Annotated in this window: 16 protein-coding genes; 8 read left to right on the top strand and 8 right to left on the bottom strand. The window is 61.5% G+C overall.

Translation table 11 applies throughout. From position 1 onward, the window contains the following. Window positions 1–143: 143 nt before the first annotated feature. Entirely contained in the window at window positions 144–1,010 is an 867-nt protein-coding gene (locus N554_RS0109595) for a caspase family protein (RefSeq protein WP_029583268.1), read from the bottom strand. 495 nt (window positions 1,011–1,505) lie between these two features. On the opposite strand from N554_RS0109595, the gene N554_RS0109590 reads away from it, so the two are divergent. The 4 genes from N554_RS0109590 (at window position 1,506) to N554_RS0109570 (ending at window position 6,576) form a co-directional block, all read left to right on the top strand. Then, on the top strand, window positions 1,506–3,242 hold the full coding sequence (locus tag N554_RS0109590) for a hypothetical protein (RefSeq protein WP_029583267.1): 1,737 nt from the start codon (window positions 1,506–1,508) through the stop codon (window positions 3,240–3,242). A gap of 240 nt (window positions 3,243–3,482) precedes the next feature. Continuing rightward, the gene (locus N554_RS0109580) at window positions 3,483–4,211 is read left to right on the top strand and encodes a thermonuclease family protein (protein ID WP_029583266.1); all 729 of its coding nucleotides are present in this window, start codon (window positions 3,483–3,485) and stop codon (window positions 4,209–4,211) included. Between the two features lie 121 nt (window positions 4,212–4,332). Then, entirely contained in the window at window positions 4,333–5,103 is a 771-nt protein-coding gene (locus N554_RS0109575; RefSeq protein WP_371259470.1) for an LssY C-terminal domain-containing protein, read from the top strand. A gap of 285 nt (window positions 5,104–5,388) precedes the next feature. Then, window positions 5,389–6,576 (top strand): pyridoxal-phosphate-dependent aminotransferase family protein, encoded by a 1,188-nt coding sequence (locus N554_RS0109570; RefSeq protein WP_029583264.1) that lies wholly within the window; start codon window positions 5,389–5,391, stop codon window positions 6,574–6,576. Window positions 6,577–6,808: 232 nt separating this feature from the next. Here the strand turns inward: N554_RS0109570 and N554_RS0109565 are convergent, their stop codons facing one another. Both N554_RS0109565 and N554_RS0109560 read right to left on the bottom strand, forming a co-directional pair. After that, window positions 6,809–7,918 (bottom strand): hypothetical protein, encoded by a 1,110-nt coding sequence (locus N554_RS0109565; protein ID WP_029583263.1) that lies wholly within the window; start codon window positions 7,916–7,918, stop codon window positions 6,809–6,811. Further along, window positions 7,918–9,354 (bottom strand): MBOAT family O-acyltransferase, encoded by a 1,437-nt coding sequence (locus tag N554_RS0109560; protein WP_029583262.1) that lies wholly within the window; start codon window positions 9,352–9,354, stop codon window positions 7,918–7,920. The genes N554_RS0109565 and N554_RS0109560 overlap by 1 nt, the downstream gene beginning before the upstream one ends. Window positions 9,355–9,513: 159 nt before the next feature. Here N554_RS0109560 and N554_RS0109555 point away from each other — a divergent pair, with 159 nt between their 5' ends. The 3 genes from N554_RS0109555 to N554_RS0109545 all read left to right on the top strand — a co-directional run bounded on the left by N554_RS0109555 (window position 9,514) and on the right by N554_RS0109545 (window position 12,826). Continuing rightward, window positions 9,514–11,631, top strand: coding sequence for a S9 family peptidase (locus N554_RS0109555; RefSeq protein WP_245283563.1), 2,118 nt, complete (start codon window positions 9,514–9,516; stop codon window positions 11,629–11,631). An 8-nt stretch (window positions 11,632–11,639) separates the two neighbouring features. Next, window positions 11,640–12,200, top strand: a complete 561-nt coding sequence (locus N554_RS0109550) for a flavin reductase family protein (protein WP_029583260.1) — start codon at window positions 11,640–11,642, stop codon at window positions 12,198–12,200. 188 nt (window positions 12,201–12,388) lie between these two features. Continuing rightward, complete coding sequence (locus N554_RS0109545; RefSeq protein ID WP_029583259.1) at window positions 12,389–12,826, top strand: cupin domain-containing protein; 438 nt, start codon at window positions 12,389–12,391, stop codon at window positions 12,824–12,826. Between the two features lie 156 nt (window positions 12,827–12,982). Here N554_RS0109545 and araD read toward each other — a convergent pair whose 3' ends face one another. The 4 genes from araD to N554_RS0109520 form a co-directional block, all read right to left on the bottom strand. Continuing rightward, window positions 12,983–14,719: an L-arabinonate dehydratase gene (gene araD, locus N554_RS0109540; protein WP_029583258.1), complete on the bottom strand. Its 1,737-nt coding sequence runs from the start codon at window positions 14,717–14,719 to the stop codon at window positions 12,983–12,985. A gap of 267 nt (window positions 14,720–14,986) precedes the next feature. Further along, the gene (locus N554_RS0109535; protein ID WP_029583257.1) at window positions 14,987–15,622 is read right to left on the bottom strand and encodes a response regulator transcription factor; all 636 of its coding nucleotides are present in this window, start codon (window positions 15,620–15,622) and stop codon (window positions 14,987–14,989) included. A 320-nt stretch (window positions 15,623–15,942) separates the two neighbouring features. Beyond that, complete coding sequence (locus N554_RS0109525) at window positions 15,943–16,260, bottom strand: hypothetical protein (RefSeq protein WP_029583256.1); 318 nt, start codon at window positions 16,258–16,260, stop codon at window positions 15,943–15,945. Window positions 16,261–16,264: 4 nt separating this feature from the next. After that, window positions 16,265–17,146 (bottom strand): CheR family methyltransferase, encoded by an 882-nt coding sequence (locus tag N554_RS0109520; protein ID WP_029583255.1) that lies wholly within the window; start codon window positions 17,144–17,146, stop codon window positions 16,265–16,267. A gap of 615 nt (window positions 17,147–17,761) precedes the next feature. On the opposite strand from N554_RS0109520, the gene N554_RS0109515 reads away from it, so the two are divergent. Further along, entirely contained in the window at window positions 17,762–18,940 is a 1,179-nt protein-coding gene (locus N554_RS0109515; RefSeq protein WP_029583254.1) for a hypothetical protein, read from the top strand. A 122-nt stretch (window positions 18,941–19,062) separates the two neighbouring features. Here N554_RS0109515 and N554_RS39755 read toward each other — a convergent pair whose 3' ends face one another. Then, the gene (locus tag N554_RS39755; RefSeq protein WP_156041863.1) at window positions 19,063–19,215 is read right to left on the bottom strand and encodes a hypothetical protein; all 153 of its coding nucleotides are present in this window, start codon (window positions 19,213–19,215) and stop codon (window positions 19,063–19,065) included. Between the last annotated feature and the right edge of the window lie 180 nt (window positions 19,216–19,395).

The raw sequence follows: 19,395 nt of genomic DNA, 5'->3' as shown, positions 1-19,395 counted from the left end.
ACATATGGATGCAAGCGATCCGATCAGACCCTGAAGAACTCTTGTGGCACGGGGGCCGTCCACATATGGGTCCCTGCTTTCGCAGGGACGACGTGCTGATGGAGTTGCTCCCTGCGTTCGCAGGGACCACGAGACGCCGGCGCTTAGCTGCCGCTATTTACGGTGGCGGTGGCGTCGAGACGGACGTCTTCCAAAAGCGACGACGACACCGAGGGGACCTGCTCGCCGTCGGAGGCGCGGGAGATCGCAACGCGGGTCTTGTTGAAGACGGCCTCGATGCCGCCGGCCTGCGCCTTGAGGTTACCGAGCAGTTCGGCCATCAGCACGCTGTGCTGGCCGCCGGAATCGTCGGCGACCTTGCCCGGCGTAGCCGAGGACAGGATCAGCGCGTTGTCGGGCGCGTTGATCGGCGCCAGGCCGTGGGAATAGGCGCGGAAGCGGCGCTCGTAGGGATTGCGCCGCGAGGCGTCGACCACGGCAAGCTTGGCGCGGGCGCCCTGCTCCTTCATCACCTCCAGGACCTGCTCGACGCTGACCCCCTGGCGGCGCACGTCGGCTTCCTTCCAGATCACGGCGTCGACCGGGATCATGTAGCTCTCGCGGCCGACCTGAACGCCATAGCCGCCGAAGAACAGCATCACCACGGAATCCGGCTTGATCCTGGATTTCAGACGGCCGACCGCGCGGCTCATGTCGTCCCTGGTGGCGTCTTCCACGACATCGACGTCAAAACCGTCGCGGCGCAGCGCAGCGGTGAGCGCGCGCGCGTCGTTGATCGGCTGGCTCAGCGGCGCGCTGGCGTCGGGATAATGACCGTTGCCGATCACCAAAGCGAGCCGCGAGGTCTTGATCGCCGCATCCGCGCTCTGCCCGGCGGCGATGGCCGAAGCGGTATCCAGCGCCCGCTTGTTCAGCGCCGCGTGGGCCCCGAGCGCCAGCGACACCATGCCGAACAGGGCGGCGGCAACGGCGACCGAGCGGCGGGAAATGCGAAGCTGCGTTACATTCATCGCGGTTCATTCCTGGTCGTTGTCGAACTTGGTCGCGGTCCAACCTGGTCGCTGTCCAACCCGGTCGACGTCCAAGGCGCGCAGATTAGTCGCGCCAACGCCGATTAGGTTTTGTGGGGATGCACGAAGGGTGTGTCGCCCAATTGCGCTTAATTTGCGGCATCGCAACAAGGAAGCCTTTAGCCTGTAAGGACCCATCCGGCAACCTCTTGACATATTTTGGCCCCACCGCGGTACCCCGGACGGGGCGATTTCCTCAATCGGAAGAGCATTTTACCGCCTCCGCCCGTACAATGGTTCGATCCAGATCGCCTCAAATCTCTGCGCCGGTCTGTGACTTCGGTCACATTTGTATTTCCCGCGCATTTGAGTAGTTTTTCAACGACTTGCAGGTCCTATCTGCGGGTCTTGAGGCGGGCAGCGCCGCGGGGCGGATTTGGCGCGGCTTGGGGGGGGGGGGGGGACGTGCGACTGACATCGCACGGAAACAACTTCATGAATTTTCAGCATTTTGCCGGTGCCGCCTACCGCGCGCTGACGGCCCGGAAGGACGGCCCGTCGCTCTATGACGTCTGCGATCCCCTGCTGCTCGGGTATTCCGGCGGCGACGCCCACCTCGGGAAATTCTACAGAACGGCGCTGGGAAACCCGGCCTTGCGGCCGCTGCTGTGCCGGACCGGGCTTGCCGAACTGCGCGAGGAGCCGCGGCTGCAACGCTTGCGCGAAGCGCTGATCCGGGCCCGCGACGACGAAACGCCGGACTGGGCCGCGATCGGCCAGCCGGTGGCGGCGCTGCTGGACACCATCGATCTCAGGCATCCCAGGCCCAAGCTCGCCGCCGCGCCGGCGCGGGCGCCCGGCCTTGCCGAGATCGAACACGTCATCCGCGCCTGCGGCGCGCACCTGCTGCGGTCCTTTACCAACAGCGGCTTTATTCCGACCTACGCCGCCTTCAACCTGATCGGCGATGTCGATTTGCGGGGCCGCGAACTGTCGATGGCGCTGACCGGCCTCAATTCACGCGGCTACAAGAACTCGACGCTGCTGTTCAACCTGGCGCGGGTCTTTATCGCGCGCTCGCCGGCCCGCGCCCTCATCAACCCGCCCTGGACCGGCATCGCCGAGCCGATGTGGGAGCCGATGCAGATCCGCCATCGCTCCGCCTATTACGACGCGTTTTACACCGAGGCGCTGCTGAGCTTTGTCGAAACCGGCCTCGCCTCGCCGGGCCAGACCGCGACGTCGCGCCGCGCGATCGCCGAGATGGTCGATTTCTGTCTCACCACCAGCCGCGAGGAGGTGCGCTCGCACGACGGCCGTATCGTCGGCGTCGTCACCGCGCTGGCGCCGCCGCCGCATCCGCGCTTCAGCCGCTTCTTCGCGCAGATCAAGCAGGATCTCGGCTTCGGCGTCTACGTGCCGGATTGCGACACCACCGCCTGCGCTTTCTCGGCGGCGACCCAGGCCGGCTCGACCGACCCGATGCTGGCGCAGCCGCTGATCGACTTGTTCGCCTACCAGGTCGACGGCGGCGCCAACGAGCCGCGGGTGACGGTGCCGCTCAACGACCACATCGATTACGAAGGCGGCGTCCTCACCTGGATCGACAACCTCGCCGGCGACCGTCCGTTTGGCAACGATCTCGATCCGACGCTCAATCTCGACGTCCTCGAAGTCAGCTTTCGCCATTTGGGCCTATGGAAAATCATCGAGACACCAAAGCGGCTGGACACCGTTCATCGCATCATCGGCTTTCAGAAGCGCCTGGTGGCGAGCGGTGGTTTTACCAATCCGCGCTCGCACATCTATTATCTGCCGGAGCTTTATTGCGCCTATTTCGGCCGCTGCTACGCCGCCTTCATCGCGCTGCCGCCGGCCGCGCGGCAGGCGATCGACCCTGAAGGCGCGTTCGATTTCATCCGCGGCCGGGTCTTGGCCTATGTGCGGACCGAGCTGATCGCCGGTGAGATGAACGCGTTCGATGCCGCGCTGGCGCTGATCGCGCTCGGCCATCTCGGCGCCGAGGTGACGAGTTTCACGCCGGCGCTGCATTGCATCGTCAGCCATCTCGGCGAAGGCGGCCGGCACGGCCCGTTCAGGGCGTACGAGTGGAACAAGATGAAGACCCCGACCCGCATCCTGGTCGGCGGCCCCGAGGTCACTTCCGCCTTCGTGCTGATGGGGCTGGCGCTGGCGCGGCGGGCGATGATGCGCGGGGCGGCGAGAGGCTAGCCGTCGTTGCGAGCCAACGGGTGGCGCGAATGCGCGCCCGATGACGGGCTCCGCGAAAGCAATCCAGCAACTGGGCAACCAGGATTTGGATTGCTTCGTCGCTTTGCTCCTCGCAATGACGGTGGCGTAAAGCACGGTAGCGCAAAGTTGACCGCAGTCGGGTCCTCAGTCGCTGGTGCGGCGGCCCAATCCGCAGCACAATCGCCAGCGTGTGATTCACATTTGATACGGCCGCTTTGCATGTTCATGAAATTCCTGTTGGCGACCGCGGTATTGCTGTGGCCTGTGATCGCGGAAGCCGCCGACATCACCGGGATTCCGAAAATCCGCGAGGGCGACCAGATTCAGATCGGCAACAGCCGGATCCGTCTGGGCGGGATCGACGCGCCGTCGGTGGACCAGCTCTGCCTCAACACCAAGGGCGAGCGCTGGACCTGCGGCGTCGCCGCGCGCGACGAACTCATCAAGCATGCCGACAACAAGACCTGGACCTGTCGCCCGCGCCAGAACACCGATCGGCGCGGCCATATCGTGGCGCGGTGCGAGGTCGACGGCGAGGACATCCAGAAATGGATGGTGAAGAGCGGATGGGCGCTGTCCTATGCGCGAATATCCCGCGATTACGACGCCGATGAAAAGGCCGCGCGCGAGGCCAAGGCCGGCATGTGGCAGGGCGCCTTCATCGCGCCGTGGGACTGGCGCGTGCGCAACAAGAAGACCGCGATACTCGGCGCCGTCAAACCGCCCGAACACGCCCGCGCGATCCTGCTGGCGTCGGCTTCGGGACCGGTGGCGCCTTCGCCCGACTGCACCATCAAGGGCAACGTCAACCGATCCGGCGAATGCATCTATCACCAGCCGACCAGCCGCTGGTATACGCAGATCAAGATGCAAATCAGCAAGGGCACGCGCTGGTTCTGTTCGGTGGACGAGGCCGAAGCCGCCGGCTGCCGCGAGACCAGGCGATAGCGTCCTCACCCGGCCGTGCTATCCTTCGCGACAGGCCAATCGCGGAGCGCGGGACGTGGCTGACAGCAATGGCGTGCAATCCAGGGCACCGCCGAAACATCAGCGGGTAAAGCGCACGGCGTTGCTCGCGCTGTTGGTGGTCGCCGCCTATACCCTGATCGCCTATCTCGTATTGCCGATGGTCTGGACGCACTACGAGCACCAGAAGGGCCTTGCGACGCTGCCCATGGTCACCCGCACCGCGCAGGGCATTCCCGGCGATCCGATCAATGTCGGGCTGGTCGGCGACAAGTTTGACGTTCTCTGCGCCATGCATGCCGCCGGCTGGTATCCCGCCGATCCCGTGACGCTGCGATCCTCCATCGAGATCGCCGGCAGCGTGCTGCTGGACCGGCCCTATCGCGACGCGCCGGTCAGCAGCCTTTATTATCTCGACCGCCGCGAGGACCTCGCCTTCGAAAAGCCAGACGGCAACAGCGCCGATCATCGCCATCATGTGCGTTTCTGGAAGGTGCTGGACGCCGGCGAGGAAAAGCGGCCGGTGTGGCTCGGCGACGCCACGTTCGACCGAAGCGTCGGGGTCAGCCGCTATACCGGCGCCATCACCCATCATATCGGTGCGGATATCGACGCCGAGCGAAAGTTTCTCGCCACCGACCTGGAAGCTGCCGGAATGGTTGAAGCAAAGTATCAGGTGACGGGCATCGGGCCCACGCTGGCGGGGTATAACGGCGGCGGCGATCGCTATTACACCGACGGCGAGGTCTGGATTTTGCGTCTGGTCGAGGCGTGCCAGAAGCGGACAAATCCCGCCGCGATCATTCCCAGCCCGCCCGCGACCGAGATCAAGGATCAAATCTGGCAAGCGATCGCCGGCGCCTTGAATAAATAGACTGCCGCAGGCCGTGATGGCGAGGAGCGAAGCGACGAGGCATTCCAATCTTCCTTGCAGCCCTGGATTGCCTTCGTTGCGCTCGCAATGACGGCTTCAACCCATTATCATCATGTTCCAGCTTGAATTTCCGGTCATTCCCTTGCATCCCTTTCCCAGAGCGTTTTCAAGCGAAGTGGAGACCGGTTCACATCAAGAAGACGCGTCAAATCAAGAATCTAGAGCCCGTTTCGATTCTATCGAAACGGCAAAGGCTCTAGGGCATACCCAAAAGGAATAAACCCAATGGTCGTTCGCGCGGGCCGGGAATTTCTGGCTATCCCCGGGCCCACCACGATGCCCGACGAAGTGTTGCGGGCGATGCATCGTCCGGCGCTGGACATCTATTCCGATCAGATGGTCGAGATGACCGACAGCCTGTTGCGCGATCTCTCGAGATTGTTCGCCACCAAAGGGCCCTCCTACATCTACATCGCCAATGGGCACGGCGCCTGGGAAGCCGTGCTCAGCAACGTGCTGTCGCGCGGCGACAAGGTTCTGGTGCTGGAGAGCGGCCGGTTTGCCATCGGCTGGGGCATCGCCGCGGCCGCCATGGGCGCCGACGTCGAAGTGCTGAAGGGTGACTGGCGGCGCGCGATACGCCCCGCTGAGGTCGAAGCACGGTTGCGGCAGGACAAGGATCACAAGATCAAGGCGATCCTTGCGGTGCAGGTCGATACCGCCTCGGGGGCATATAACGACATCGAAGCCATCGGCCAGGCCATCAAGGCTTCAGGTCACCCGGCACTGTTCATGGTCGATGCGGTGGCCTCGCTCGGCTGCATGCCGTTTGAGATGGATGCGTGGGGCATCGACGTCGCGATGTCCGGATCGCAGAAAGGCCTGATGGCGCCGCCGGGCCTCGGCTTCGTCGCCGCCAACGATCGCGCCCGCGAGGTGCATAAAACCGCCGGACTGCGGACGCCCTATTGGGACTGGACCGAACGCGAAGGCGCCGAGCACTATCGGAAATACGCCGGCACCGCGCCGGTGCATCTGCTGTTCGCGCTGCGCCAGTCCATAGACATGATATTCGAAGAGCAGCTTGAGAACGTCTTCCTGCGTCATCGCCTTTTGGCCGAAGCGGTTCGCCGCGCGGTCGCGGTTTGGGCGCAAGGCCAGGTGCTCGGCTTCAACATCGCGGAAGCCGGCGAGCGGTCGGACACGGTGACAACCGTCGTCATGTCGAACGGCCAAGATCCGGTCGCGCTGCAACGCTATTGCAAGGAGAAATGCGGCGTGGTGCTCGGCGTCGGGATCGGCGACCTCGCAGGCCAGGCGTTTCGGATCGCCCATATGGGGCACGTCAACGCCCCGATGATCCTGGGCACGCTGGGCGTCATCGAGGTCGGCCTCAACGCGCTCGCTATTCCGCACGGCAAGGGCGGCACCGAAGCCGCAATCGAGTGGCTCGGCGAAAGCGTAAGTGCATGATGAGGCGTCATTGCGAGCCAACGGGTCGCGCGAATGCGCGCCCGATGACAGGCTCCGCGAAAGCAGACGCGCGCAAGAGCGCGCTCCTCAGAGTGTGATGGAAAATGCAGCCGGCATTTTCAACCCCGTCTCTAGCCACCTGAACGCGATTCGCTTTTCGTCATGGCCGGGCTTGATTAGAACGGCCAACTTCGTTGGCTGTATTTTGAGTCAGACTCTCAGACGAGGCCCCCTACCGGGGCTGTTCGATCCGGTACGCCTCGATCTGCGTCTTGAGGTGCTCGAGCGGTGCCGTTGGCGCCGCGCGATCAACGACGTATTTTCCCTCGGCCAGCATCGAAAGAACTTTCAAATCGATCGCGGGCGAGTGATGAACCATGTCGGCGTAATTGTTCAGGTCGTGCGTGATTTCCTTTGCCGCGCGGAAGTCATGAAGGCTGACATTCGGATACTGCAGCAATCGTGAAGCTGCGTGGGTCGAGAAATCATACACGATCTTCAGCGTCGCCGGCGAGGTGTCCCGCATCGCCACGAATTGCAGGATTGAATACGGCGGAAAATAGATGTCGAATTTGACATCGGGATTTTTCCCGATCAGGCCGATCGCATCCTGCTCGAAACGCCATATCATCGCGTCATAATTGTACCCCTCCGCCAGATAGGCGCTACGCGCGGCCGTCATGCGCGTGAACGCGGCCAGCGCCTTCTTGGAATTATACGCTTCGGACACGTCATAGTCGGGCCGAAGAGCATTGATATCGTCAACCCGGGCGATCGGAAACTTGAACAGCACGCCATTGGTCAACCGGGCGACCAGCGGCTGCAGTGGCGGAATCGATCGCGCCAGGAGCCAAAGCGATTCGCGCGCCATGGCGCCGTCAAAGAGGTAACTTGCGACACCTTTGGTATTTCTGCGGTAGAGGTCGGCCGGAAGATGGATGTTCTTGTCGATGTCCGTCGCCTCGCGGAAGATCCATTCGTCCATCTGCCAGACCACCCGCTTCGGGCGGCGCTCAACCGCGGCGGCAAGCACAAAACTTTGCTCCTTTGAGCTTGATCCAGGCATTGCCAGCTTTAGTGAACGAACGCCGAGGATCCTGTCCATATCGCTCTGCCGGAAATGAATGGCGAGCGACGTACCCATGAAGACAGTGTCGAAATCCTGGCTTCGGATCAGCCCGGCATTCTGCATGCGCGTATCGGGCGAGTACATCGCCGGAAAGATGCGCGCGGGCCTGAACAGTTGCAGCGGATCGACCGCAAAATTGAGCGCGGCCGCCATCAGGAGGATGAGCCCGCTCGTGCACAGAAGCCGAAGCAGATTCTTGGCCGGTTTACTCATCAGAACCTGAAGTAAATGAATTCGCTCTGCTGCTGGATTCCGAGAATCCCGAAAGCCAGCGCTGCCGCCGACGCATAGAGCAAGAGCGGGCGCAGCGGCAAGGCGCCGGGCGCGGGGCCTACGGTCCGATTCTTGTGGTCATAGCCCATGATCGCCTGCGTGTTCGGGGCAAACAATGCGATCGCGGCGTAGATGATGATGAACAGTGTGTAGGTCATTTCCACGCGACCGAATGCGATCTGCGTGGGGTTAGCCATCTTCGACAGCACATGGATCGCCGTCGCCATGCTGTCGGCGCGAAAGAACACCCAGGCGATGACGACCGACAAAAATGTCAGGATGAACGCGGCAGCATTAGCAACAGGCGCGAAGCGCGGCGCAATCGCGGGACCATAATTGTTCCAGGCGTGATTGATGCAGAGATACGCGCCATGCAGCGCGCCCCATACCACAAAGGTCCAAGCCGCGCCGTGCCAGAGCCCGCCGAGCACCATGGTGATCATCAGGTTCACGTAACGCAGGACCGGGCCATGCCGGTTGCCACCGAGCGGGATGTAGAGATAGTCGCGCAGGAATTGCGACAGCGTCATGTGCCAGCGCCGCCAGAAATCGATGATGCTGGTGGCCTTGTAGGGCGAGTTGAAATTAAGCGGCAGGAAGATGCCAAACATCAGCGAGATGCCGATCGCCATGTCGGAATAGCCAGAGAAATCGAAATAGAGCTGAAATGTATAGGCCAGCGCACCGATCCAGGCCTGATCGAATGTCGGCGCATTGGGGCCGAAGGCGAGCGAGACCAAGGGCTGGATACCGTCGGCGAGACAGGTCTTCTTGAATAGGCCGATCGCGAAGATGATCACGCCGCACAGGATCAGATGCGCGTCGGGCCGTTTCGCCTCGGCGCGCTCGAATTGCGGGATCATGTCCTTGTGGTGAAGAATCGGTCCCGCGATCAGATGCGGGAAATAAGTGACGAACAGCGCGTAATGCGGCAGCGCGTAACGCGCGACCTTTCCCCTGTAAGCATCGACCAAAAACGCGATCTGCGTGAAAGTGTAGAACGAAATTCCAACCGGCAGCAGTATATTGAGCGTCAGACCGGTCGAGAAGATGGCGTTCAGGTTGGCGGCCAGGAAGCCGGCGTATTTGAAATAGCCGAGCGTCAGGATATCTCCGGCGACACCGATCGCCAGGGCTGCAAAGCGCGGTCCGGGGCCCAACCATTTCGAGAGCAGCAGCAGGCCGATGACATAATTGAACGCGATCGACGCCAGCAGCAGCAGCACGAATTGCCAGTTGCTCACGGAGTAGAAGACCAGCGACGCCAGCGCCAGCCAGATCACGGGCGCCAGATTGCCAAGCCGCCCGAGCACGAAATAGCCGGCCAAGGCGATCGGCAGGAACAGGAAAATGAACTGGTACGAGTTGAAAAGCATGGGTCCTTGGTCCCGGGCTCGCCGGAAAGCCTAACCCTACAATCTGTCAACATGCTGGCCGCAGCTCTGGCGCCGTGGCGGCACTTCTGGCAATCCGCTGGATCGCACCGATATGACATGAGGGGCGGCCGCCTCCGCAGGACCAGACGAGAGGACCGAGTGACACAACCGATAAGAACCAAGAGCTCGCAGCCGGTGCCGCTGGCGCCGCGCCGCCCGCATTCATTCACTACCCACGGAATCACGGTGACGGACGATTACGCGTGGCTGAAAGATGCCAACTGGCAGGAGGTGCTGCGCGATCCTTCGATCCTGAACGCGGATATCCGTAATTACCTCGAAGCGGAGAACGATTACACCGACAGCCTGCTCGGCCACACCGCCGGCCTGCAGAAGAAGCTGGTTGCGGAAATGCGCGGCCGGATCAAGGAAGACGATTCCAGCGTGCCCGCGCCGGATGGCCCCTACGCCTATTTGCGCAGATTCCGCGAAGGCGGTCAGCACGAATTGTTCGGGCGCTGCCCGCGCGATGGTGGAGAGATCGAAATCATCCTCGATGGCGACCAACTCGCGGCTAATCATAGATACTTCAAGTTCGGCGGCGCCCGGCATTCACCGGATCATCGGCTCGAGGCCTGGAGCGCTGATATCAAGGGCTCGGAATATTTTTCAGTTCGCGTGCGCGACTGGGCCAATGGTGCGGACCGTGACGACCTTGTCGAGGAAACCGACGGCGCGGTGGTGTGGAGCGCGGACTGCAAGAGTTTCTTCTACGTCAAGCTCGACGACAATCACCGTCCGATGCAGGTCTGGCGTCATCGCCTGGGTACGCTGCAGGCGGACGATCTGCTGGTTTACGAAGAGCACGATTCCGGCTGGTTCACCCATATCCATGAAAGTTCCAGCGGCCGCTTTTGCGTGATTGCCGGCGGCGACCACGAAACCTCCGAGCAGCGGCTGATCGATCTGGCCGAGCCCGACGCGCCGCCGCGCCTTGTCGCGGAGCGGGAGGTCGGCGTGCAATATTCGGTGGCCGACCGTGGAGACGAACTGTTCATTCTCACCAATGCCCATGATGCCATCGATTTCAAGATCGTCACCGCGCCGCTGCGATCGCCGGGGCGTGCCAGTTGGCGCGACCTGATCCCGCATCGCGCAGGCGTCTACATCATCGACATCGAGCTGTATTCGGGTCACCTGGTGCGGCTGGAGCGCGCCAACGCGCTGCCGGCGATCGTCATCCGCGATCTCAAATCAGGCGACGAGCACGCCATCGCGTTTGCCGAGACGGCGTATTCGCTGGACACCATGGGCGGCTATGAATTCGATACGACGAATTTGCGTTTCTCCTATTCGTCGATGACGACGCCGTCGGAAGTCTACGACTATGACATGGCGAGGCGAACGCGCACGTTGCGCAAGCGTCAGGAAATTCCCTCCGGTCACAACCCCGCCGATTACGTCACCACCCGCATCATGGCCACTTCGCATGACGGCGCAGAGGTGCCGGTCTCGATCCTGCACCGCCGCGATCTCAAGCGCGACGGACACGCGCCGCTGCTGCTCTACGGTTACGGCTCCTACGGCATGGCGATGCCGGCGTCGTTTTCCGCCAACCGGCTGTCGCTGGTCGATCGCGGCTTTGTTTATGCGATTGCGCATATCCGCGGCGGCACCGACAAGGGCTGGGGCTGGTATCTCGACGGCAAGCGCGAGAAGAAAACCAACAGTTTTGATGATTTTGCGGCCGCGGGCCGGGCACTGATCGACGCCAAATACACCGGCGCGAAACGCATCGTCGGCCATGGCGCCAGCGCCGGCGGCATGCTGATGGGCGCGGTCGCCAATCGCGCAGGCGAGTTGTTTGCAGGCATCGTCGCCGAAGTGCCGTTCGTCGACGTGCTCAATACCATGCTCGACGACACGCTGCCGCTGACGCCGCCGGAGTGGCCGGAATGGGGCAACCCGATAGAAAGCGCAGCCGACTTCAAGACCATCCTGTCCTATTCGCCATACGACAACGTGGCGGCGAAGGAGTATCCGGCGATCCTGGCGATGGGCGGTCTCACCGATCCGCGCGTCACCTATTGGGAGCCGGCGAAATGGATCGCGCGGCTGCGCGCCACCATGAGCGGCGGCGGCCCGGTGTTGTTGCGCACCAATATGGGCGCCGGCCACGGCGGCGCCTCCGGCCGCTTCAACCGGCTCGACGAAGTAGGCATCGTCTATGCGTTTGCATTGTGGGCGGTGGGATTGGCGGAGCAAACCGGGGCGTGAGAAGAGCCATGCCGAATTATACCAAGAAGGATTTCCCCACCAGTAATGTCCGCCGCTTTCTCGAGCCGGGACCCATCGTCCTCGTCAGTTCCGCGCACAAAGGCGAGACCAACATCATGACCATGGGCTGGCACATGATCATGGAATTCACACCCTCCCTGATCGGCTGCTACATCTGGACCCAGAACCATAGCTTCGAGATGATCCGCAGCAGCAAACAATGCGTGATCAACATTCCGACCGAAGACCTCGCCGCCAAGGTCGTGAAGATAGGCAACAGTTCCGGACGGGATATCGACAAGTTCGCCGAATTTGGCCTCACGCCAAAGCCCGGCAGCCAGGTCCGCGCTCCGCTGATCGACGAATGCTACGCGAATTTCGAATGCAGGCTGACGGATTCAAGCTTGATCCGGAAATACAGCCTGTTCGTCCTCGAAGTGGTGAAGGCGCATGTGGCGACCTCGCCCAAATATCCGAAGACGATTCACTACCGCGGCGACGGCGAGTTCATGATCTCGGGCGCCAACACCAGCCGATATCGCAAGCTGTTCAAGCCGCAGATGCTGTGAGTTCACCGCGGCTCCGCAGGGCATGACAGCGGTAACACAATTTTCAGCGGCGTTGACGTTGCGCCGTAATGCCCGCCGCCCAAATTGAAGACCGGGTTGACGGTATCCGGCCCTGCTATCCGCGCTTCAGATCATGGTTTTTGAAGCCGGCGCTGCATGAGCGCGCAATGCTGGCGAAGGAATATCTCATGAGAAGAATGTATGTAACGGCCGTGGCGCTGATGCTCGCGGCACCGCTGTCCGCGAAAGCCGATCCGGTCAAGATAAGCCCGTTGCTCAGCACTGCCGTCACCTCAAGCGGGCAGCCGATCGTGCTGCCGCAGGGCAAGATCCAGCTCATCACATCGATTTACGAGATTCAGCCGGGCGCCAAATTGCCCGAGCACGAGCATAACTCCCAGCGCTACGGATACATGCTCTCCGGCCGGCTGCGCATCACCAATACCGGGACCGGCAAGAGCGAGGAATACAAGTCCGGTGACTTCATCGTTGAATCGCGCGGACAATGGCACAAGGCCGAGAACATCGGCACGGAGCCGATAAAATTGCTTGTCATCGATCAGGTCGAACCGGGCGAGAAGACCACCGTGCTGCGGAAACAGGACGCCACGGTGGGTCGGAACTGAATCGCCTCAGTACTCGTAGCCCGGGCGCGATGCAGCCGCATAGCGGTGCAACCCTTCGCGCGCCGGCGACAAGCGCTACGCACTTGCGCGCGGGCGACAAGCGCTACGCGCTTGCGCGGGGCGACAAGCGCTACGCGCTTGCGCGGGGAATGACGATCAGTAAATCGATGGTTCGCCGACCGGCGCGCCGAACCCGGTTTCGAGGAAATCGAAATCGCAGCCTTCATTGGCCTGCCGGATGTGGCGCGTGAACATCCAGCCGTAGCCGCGCTCGAAGCGAGGCTCGGGCGGCTTCCATGCGGCGCGGCGCTTCGCAAGCTCGGCCTGGGTCACATCGAGATTGATAGTGCGCGCCGCGACGTCGAGCGTGATGCGGTCGCCGGTGCGCACCAGCGCCAAGGGCCCGCCGATATAGGATTCCGGCGAGACATGCAGGATGCACGCGCCGTAACTGGTGCCGCTCATGCGGGCATCCGACAGCCGCACCATGTCGCGGACGCCCTGCTTCACCAGTTTTGTGGGGATCGGCAGCATGCCCCATTCCGGCATGCCCGGACCGCCCTGCGGCCCGGCATTGCGCAGGATCAGGACATGATCGGCAGTGACTTCGAGATTGGGATCGTCGATCGCCTTCTTCATGGCAGGATAATCGTCGAACACCAGCGCCGGACCGGTATGCTTGAGGAAGCGCGGTTCGCAGGCGCTGGGTTTGATCACGCAGCCGTCCGGGGCAAGGTTGCCCTTCAGCACGGCGAGCGCGCCCTCGGCATAGATTGGGTTGGCAACCGTGCGGATGACATCATCATTGTAGACTTCGGCATCAGCGATGTTCTCGCCGAGCGTCTTGCCGGTGACCGTCACGCAATCGAGGTGCAGATGATCCCGGATCCGGCTCATCAGGCCGGGCAAACCCCCGGCATAGAAGAAATCCTCCATCAGATAGGTGTCGCCGCTCGGCCGGACGTTGGCGATCACAGGCACCTTGCGGCTGGCGGTCTCGAAATCATCGAGCCCGATATCCTGGCCGGCGCGGCGCGCCTGCGCGATCAAATGAATGATCGCGTTGGTCGAGCAGCCCATCGCCATCGCCACCGTGATGGCGTTTTCGAACGCCTTGCGGGTCTGGATCTTTTTCGGCGTCAGGTCTTCCCACACCATCTCGACGATGCGCCGGCCGGATTCCGAACTCATGCGGATGTGGCCCGCGTCCGCAGCCGGAATCGACGACGCCCCCGGCAGCGTCATGCCGATCGATTCGGCGATCGCGGTCATGGTGGAGGCGGTGCCCATGGTCATGCAGGTGCCGTAGCTGCGGGCGATGCCGGCCTCGACATCGACCCAGTCCTTGTCGGAGATTTTCCCCGCACGCCGCTCGTCCCAGTATTTCCAGGCGTCGGAACCCGAACCCAGGGTCTTGCCCTTCCAGTTGCCGCGCAGCATCGGCCCGGCGGGCAGATAGATCGCCGGCAAATTCATGCTGGTGGCGCCCAGCAGCAGCGCCGGCGTGGTCTTGTCGCAACCGCCCATCAGCACCACGCCGTCAACGGGGTGACCGCGCAACAGCTCCTCGGCATCCATCGCCAGCAGATTGCGGTAGAGCATGGTGGTCGGCTTCAGGAAGGATTCCGACAGCGACAGCGCCGGCAATTCCAGGGGAAAGCCGCCGGCCATGAGGATGCCACGTTTGACATCGTCGACGCGCGACTTGAAATGCATGTGGCAGGGTTGCGCGTCCGACCAGGTATTGAGGATCGCGATAACCGGACGGTCCTTCCACTCCTCCGGCGCGTAGCCCATCTGCATGGCGCGTGAGCGATGCCCGAAGGCACGAAGATCGTCGGGCGCAAACCAGCGCGCGCTGCGGAGCGTTTCCGGGGTTTTCTTGTTGGTCATTATGGTCCCTGTTGGATGTCCCGTTAGGTCATCTCACAGGCCGTCCACGCCGAGCAAGCCCCGGCTTTGGCTGTCGTCTATCCAATAAGCGCTAATTTTAAGCGCGAATTCCTGCCACTGACCCGAGGCCGATGGTTCGGATGCAGGATTGATCATTCACCACGGCCGGCTCGACGCCGGCGTTTTGCCGCTCGCCAAGCCATACCGCAAATCCGATATGGCCAGGATGATCCGGAAGGCACTCGCCGGTAATGCCCCGACTGCTTCTCAGGAGTTGCGCGGAGCGGTCATCACAATCCGGATCAGATCGGCTGCGTTTCTTGCGCCGAGCTTTTTCATGATGTTGGCGCGATGATCTTCGATCGTGCGCGGGCTGATTCCAAGGTGGCGCCCGGCCTCCTTGTTGGAAGCGCCGGATGCAAATTGCTCCAGCACTTCGCGCTCGCGCCGCGTCAATGGCTCGCGCCCGGGCAAATGAAGCGATGCGACTTTTGACGCCAGAGCCTCCGCCTGTCGGCGTGCATATGCCCCGATCGCTTCATCCAGCCGGGCAACGATCTCGTTGCCCCGGAACGGCTTTTCGATGAAATCCAGCGCACCGTTCTTGATGGCGCTGACGGCCATGGCGATATCGCCCTGCCCGGAGATCATGAAGATCGGCGCGGGATAATTCTCGCCGTGCAGTTCCTTCAGAATATCGAAGCCGGATTTACCGGGGATATGCACGTCGAGCAGGATGCAGGAAGGGGTTCGCGTTCGCACGACTTCCAACAGCGCGGCACCGTCTGCGAAGCAGACCACCTGATAGCCGGCGGCCGCCAAAACCGTGGAAAGCGTGTCGCGTACGGCAGGATCGTTGTCGACCACGAAAATTTCGCCGCGAGCGGTTAGTTCCTCGGCCATGTGTCATCGTCCATACAATTTGAAAAACGACGCATGCACGCCAGAGAGTGCTCGACTGCCAGATCGGGACTTGCCGTATTTGTATGGGACGATGACTTGCCGCACAAGTCGCGCGAAGGAGAGCACGCATGCAGAATTGAATAGCAGCGGCGCTTCGGCGCAATTTGGTGTGCGTGCAATGTGTGCAACGCGAGCTCGGCGCAGCCGTTGATTTTCTGCTTGGATGCCATGAAATTCAAAACATGGAACCGGCATTCGGCCGTTTCGTCGCAGTCGCAGCAGCATCACCGGACTGAGCGAACTCAGCCGGCCCGATGCATTCACTGGCTCATATGAGTGTCTTGACTGACGCCCGACTTCTTTTTCTTGTTCCTTGCCTTCAGAAACTGGATGTCAATTTCCGCGCCGTTGACGCGGACAAGTTCGCATCGGCGATAGGCCAGGCCGGTCGACGACAACAGCAGAAAGAACTCCTTGAGGTTGAGGCCCTGAATAGACCCCTCCACCGTGAGCATGGCGTCGTTGTCGGATATCGCGTTGAGAACACAATCCCGACGCCACGTTCCGTCAATGCCCATGATGCAGACGCCGTATCCATGACTGAACGTCACGCGCGGGGTTTTGTTGTCATCCATCATTTTGTCATAAACTCGCCATCACAGCGACCTTCGGCGCAACCACGCCAACGGCAGGCATCTTCGTGGGTGTCGCGCGCGCCGCGCCAGGGCGAAAGAGACTGGCGCGTTGCGGACAGGGCTTGAAGGCATCGGTCAACCCGACCACGGTTTCCGCCGCGCCGAGCACGAGGAAGCCGTCCGGCTCGGTCGCTCTGGCAAGTCGATTGAAAGTGTTGATCTTGGTGTCCTGATCGAAGTAGATCAGAACGTTCCTGCAGAAAATCACGTCAAAGGCACCGAGTGCGGAGAAATCGTGCAGCAAATTCAGCTGCCGGTGCTGAACCATCGCGCGAATGTCGGGATTGATTTGCCATAACTCTCCGACCTGCTTGAAGTACTTGAGCAGCATTTGAATCGGAAGGCCACGCTGGACCTCGAATTGACTGTATATTCCGGACCTGGATTTCTCGAGCACCTCCTGCGAAAGATCGGTCGCGAGGATTTCTATTCGCCAGCCGGCGATCGCGGTGCTCATTTCCTTCAGGCACGTCGCCAGTGAATAAGGTTCCTGACCCGTGGAGCCGGCGGCGCACCAGATCCGAATGCTCTTGCGGCTGGCGCGCGCCCGCAAGATTTGCGGCATAATCGAATCACGAAAGTGTTCGAACGGAACCTTGTCGCGGAAAAAGAAGGTCTCGTTGGTGGTCATGGCCTCGACCACCTGGGTGGCGATAGAAGCGGCGCCGCCTTTCATTTTCTGCACGAGTTCGCTGATGCCGGACAGACCGGCTTTCTGCGAAAGCGGCAGCAACCGGCTTTCAATCAAATATTGCTTGTCGGCAGACAGATCGAGGCCGGAATGGTACTTGAGAAGCTTGCGCAGGTATTCGTAATCGGGCGGGGTCACGGGCAGACTCTCGAACGAAGCGAATCGGAAAAATTCCAGGCGGGTATCGCAGAACGATTTCACCGCGACGCGAACACCAATTCGCCAGGCTAGGTGCGCGGATGACAGACGAAAACGCAACCCTGCAGGGAATCTGCCGCGGCGGTTGGTTGATGACTGATGTCTCGACCTGACACAACTTGATACAAACTTCCGACGCGGCCTACACCGGTGCCGCGCCTGCGAAAACTCGTGGGGGCTGCCTGATCCCGCCCAGGTAGCGTAACAGCGCGGTCATTGGCCCGTTGAGCTGACGCAGCAATTTCTTAAACGGGCCTAACCTCGTCGCTGGTTAATTTTTACTTAGCAAGGCCACGAAGATTTCGACAAAGGCTCGAACGGAAAAACGTCGTCATTGCAAGGATTCGGCGCGAAACGATCGCATATCGCGGTGAATGTCGCGATGACGGACCAACCTCCGCAGCTCAACTGAGAAGAGGGCAAACGCATGCCCGTAGTTTCACGGGGCTTTTTTAATCCAGCGAGAACTGTTTGCATGCTTCCATCCCGCCAGCCGCGCCTGTGGGCGGCGGACTGATGCTTAATATTTCGTCAACTTGCGGAAAATTCGCTGTAATGGCCCAGGCCACTCGGATCGAGGCGTATCTGAACAAGCTGACGCCGCTGGCGCGCGGCAGTCTTTTGACCGAACTCGAGCGGCTGGAGGTCTGCGGCACCGAGATGCCCGGCTCCGCAGAGATTCTGGCCAGACTGCGCGCCGAATTCCGCAAGGATGAGTCTGCTCAACATCGCGCCGGCAATCCCTCGCGGCATTTCTTTGCGCCGTTGGAACCGTTGCTCGTCGACGGCGCTCCGGAGCATGCCAATTCCGGCCGGATCCTGAGTGGTTCGCTGTCTCCCCTCTGGGAATGGATCAGCCGAGATCTGCTGCCGACGATGGCGCGCGACTATGTCAAGGAGATCAACCGGCTGATCGCCGCCGACAATCTGCGCCAAGCCCGCCGGGTCGCCGCCACGTTCCAGACCAAGGTCGGCAAATATCTCGATAGCACGCTCAGCTCGCCGGACGGCGCCGATCAAACCCGGAACAAACTCGCGACCTATACTACTTCACGCGCGGCCTATGGCGACCTGATCAAGATGATGTGCGTGCTGCGCGCCCGCGACGCGCTGGCGCAGTTCAATGATGCGCTCCCCTCCACGATCGCAAAGTTCGATGACGCGCGGATTCTCAAGGTAACGGCGTTGCTGGACGCGTTCGGAAAAAAACACCCCGACGCACTTCCCTTTGCGCTGACGCTGGTTGCCAACCAACTCAAAACTTCCTGGCACCTGATCCGTCTTGCCACCAAGGCCGCGCCCAGCAAAAACGCCGCTGACGTCGCTGCCACCCCTTATGCCATTACAATTTCGATGGTGCTCGACCGGCTGGAGGACAAGCGGTTGGCGCTGCGCAGCGCGCTCAAGGCTAATCGGGTTCTGGTCGCCAAGCATCTGCTGACCGATCTCTACGACACCGAATACGCATTGCAGGTCCGGATCGATCTGTTCGACCAGTCCGATTGGGGCGCGCGGCTCCGCGATCTGATGAACGCGATCGCCGTTCTGGTGGAAGCCGAGGTGAGCCGGTTTCCAGACAATATCGGCCATGTTCTGGGATCGCGCAGCCTGCGCCGCCATCAATCCTTGACCGGACGCCTGACTCATCTGGCCTGGAAGGGACGCGATGCGCTGAGCGAGGGAGCGGCCTATTGCAAGAAGTTAGTCGGCCAGCCCGAGAAATCGCGCGCCTAGAGCCTTTTCCGTTTCGATGGAATCGAAACGGGGCTCTGGATCCCTGATTTGGCGCGTTTTCTTGACGCGAACCGGGCTCCACCCCGGATCACGTCCGGGGCAGGCTTTCGCTTGAAAACGCTCTAGACAAGAGTCTTACGGTCGTCGTCCGGTGGAATGCATTGCCGCAACGACGCTGCGAACGCCTCTTGCATTGCAAAGTTCAGGAATTTCTCAATGAAGCGTCCTGAGACGACCAGCCAGAACCACCAGTATGCCATCCGCCGCGTGCTCATTGTGCCGTCCTCCATGCTTGGAGTGACCCCCTGCACCCGTCATAGCGCGGAAGCCTGCGACCCGGTGTGACATGCTTCACATTTGGCAAAGCAGTTACGGCAGAAGTTGACCGCGACGCGCGAGCCTTGAAAGCCGCGTTCTGCCGGCATCGCCTTGGCAATGCTCTTCCACCGTCTCAC

The sequence above is a fragment of the Bradyrhizobium sp. URHD0069 genome (assembly GCF_000701345.1).
GTDB lineage: Bacteria > Pseudomonadota > Alphaproteobacteria > Rhizobiales > Xanthobacteraceae > Bradyrhizobium.
This window is presented reverse-complemented; position numbering and strand designations above follow the sequence as displayed.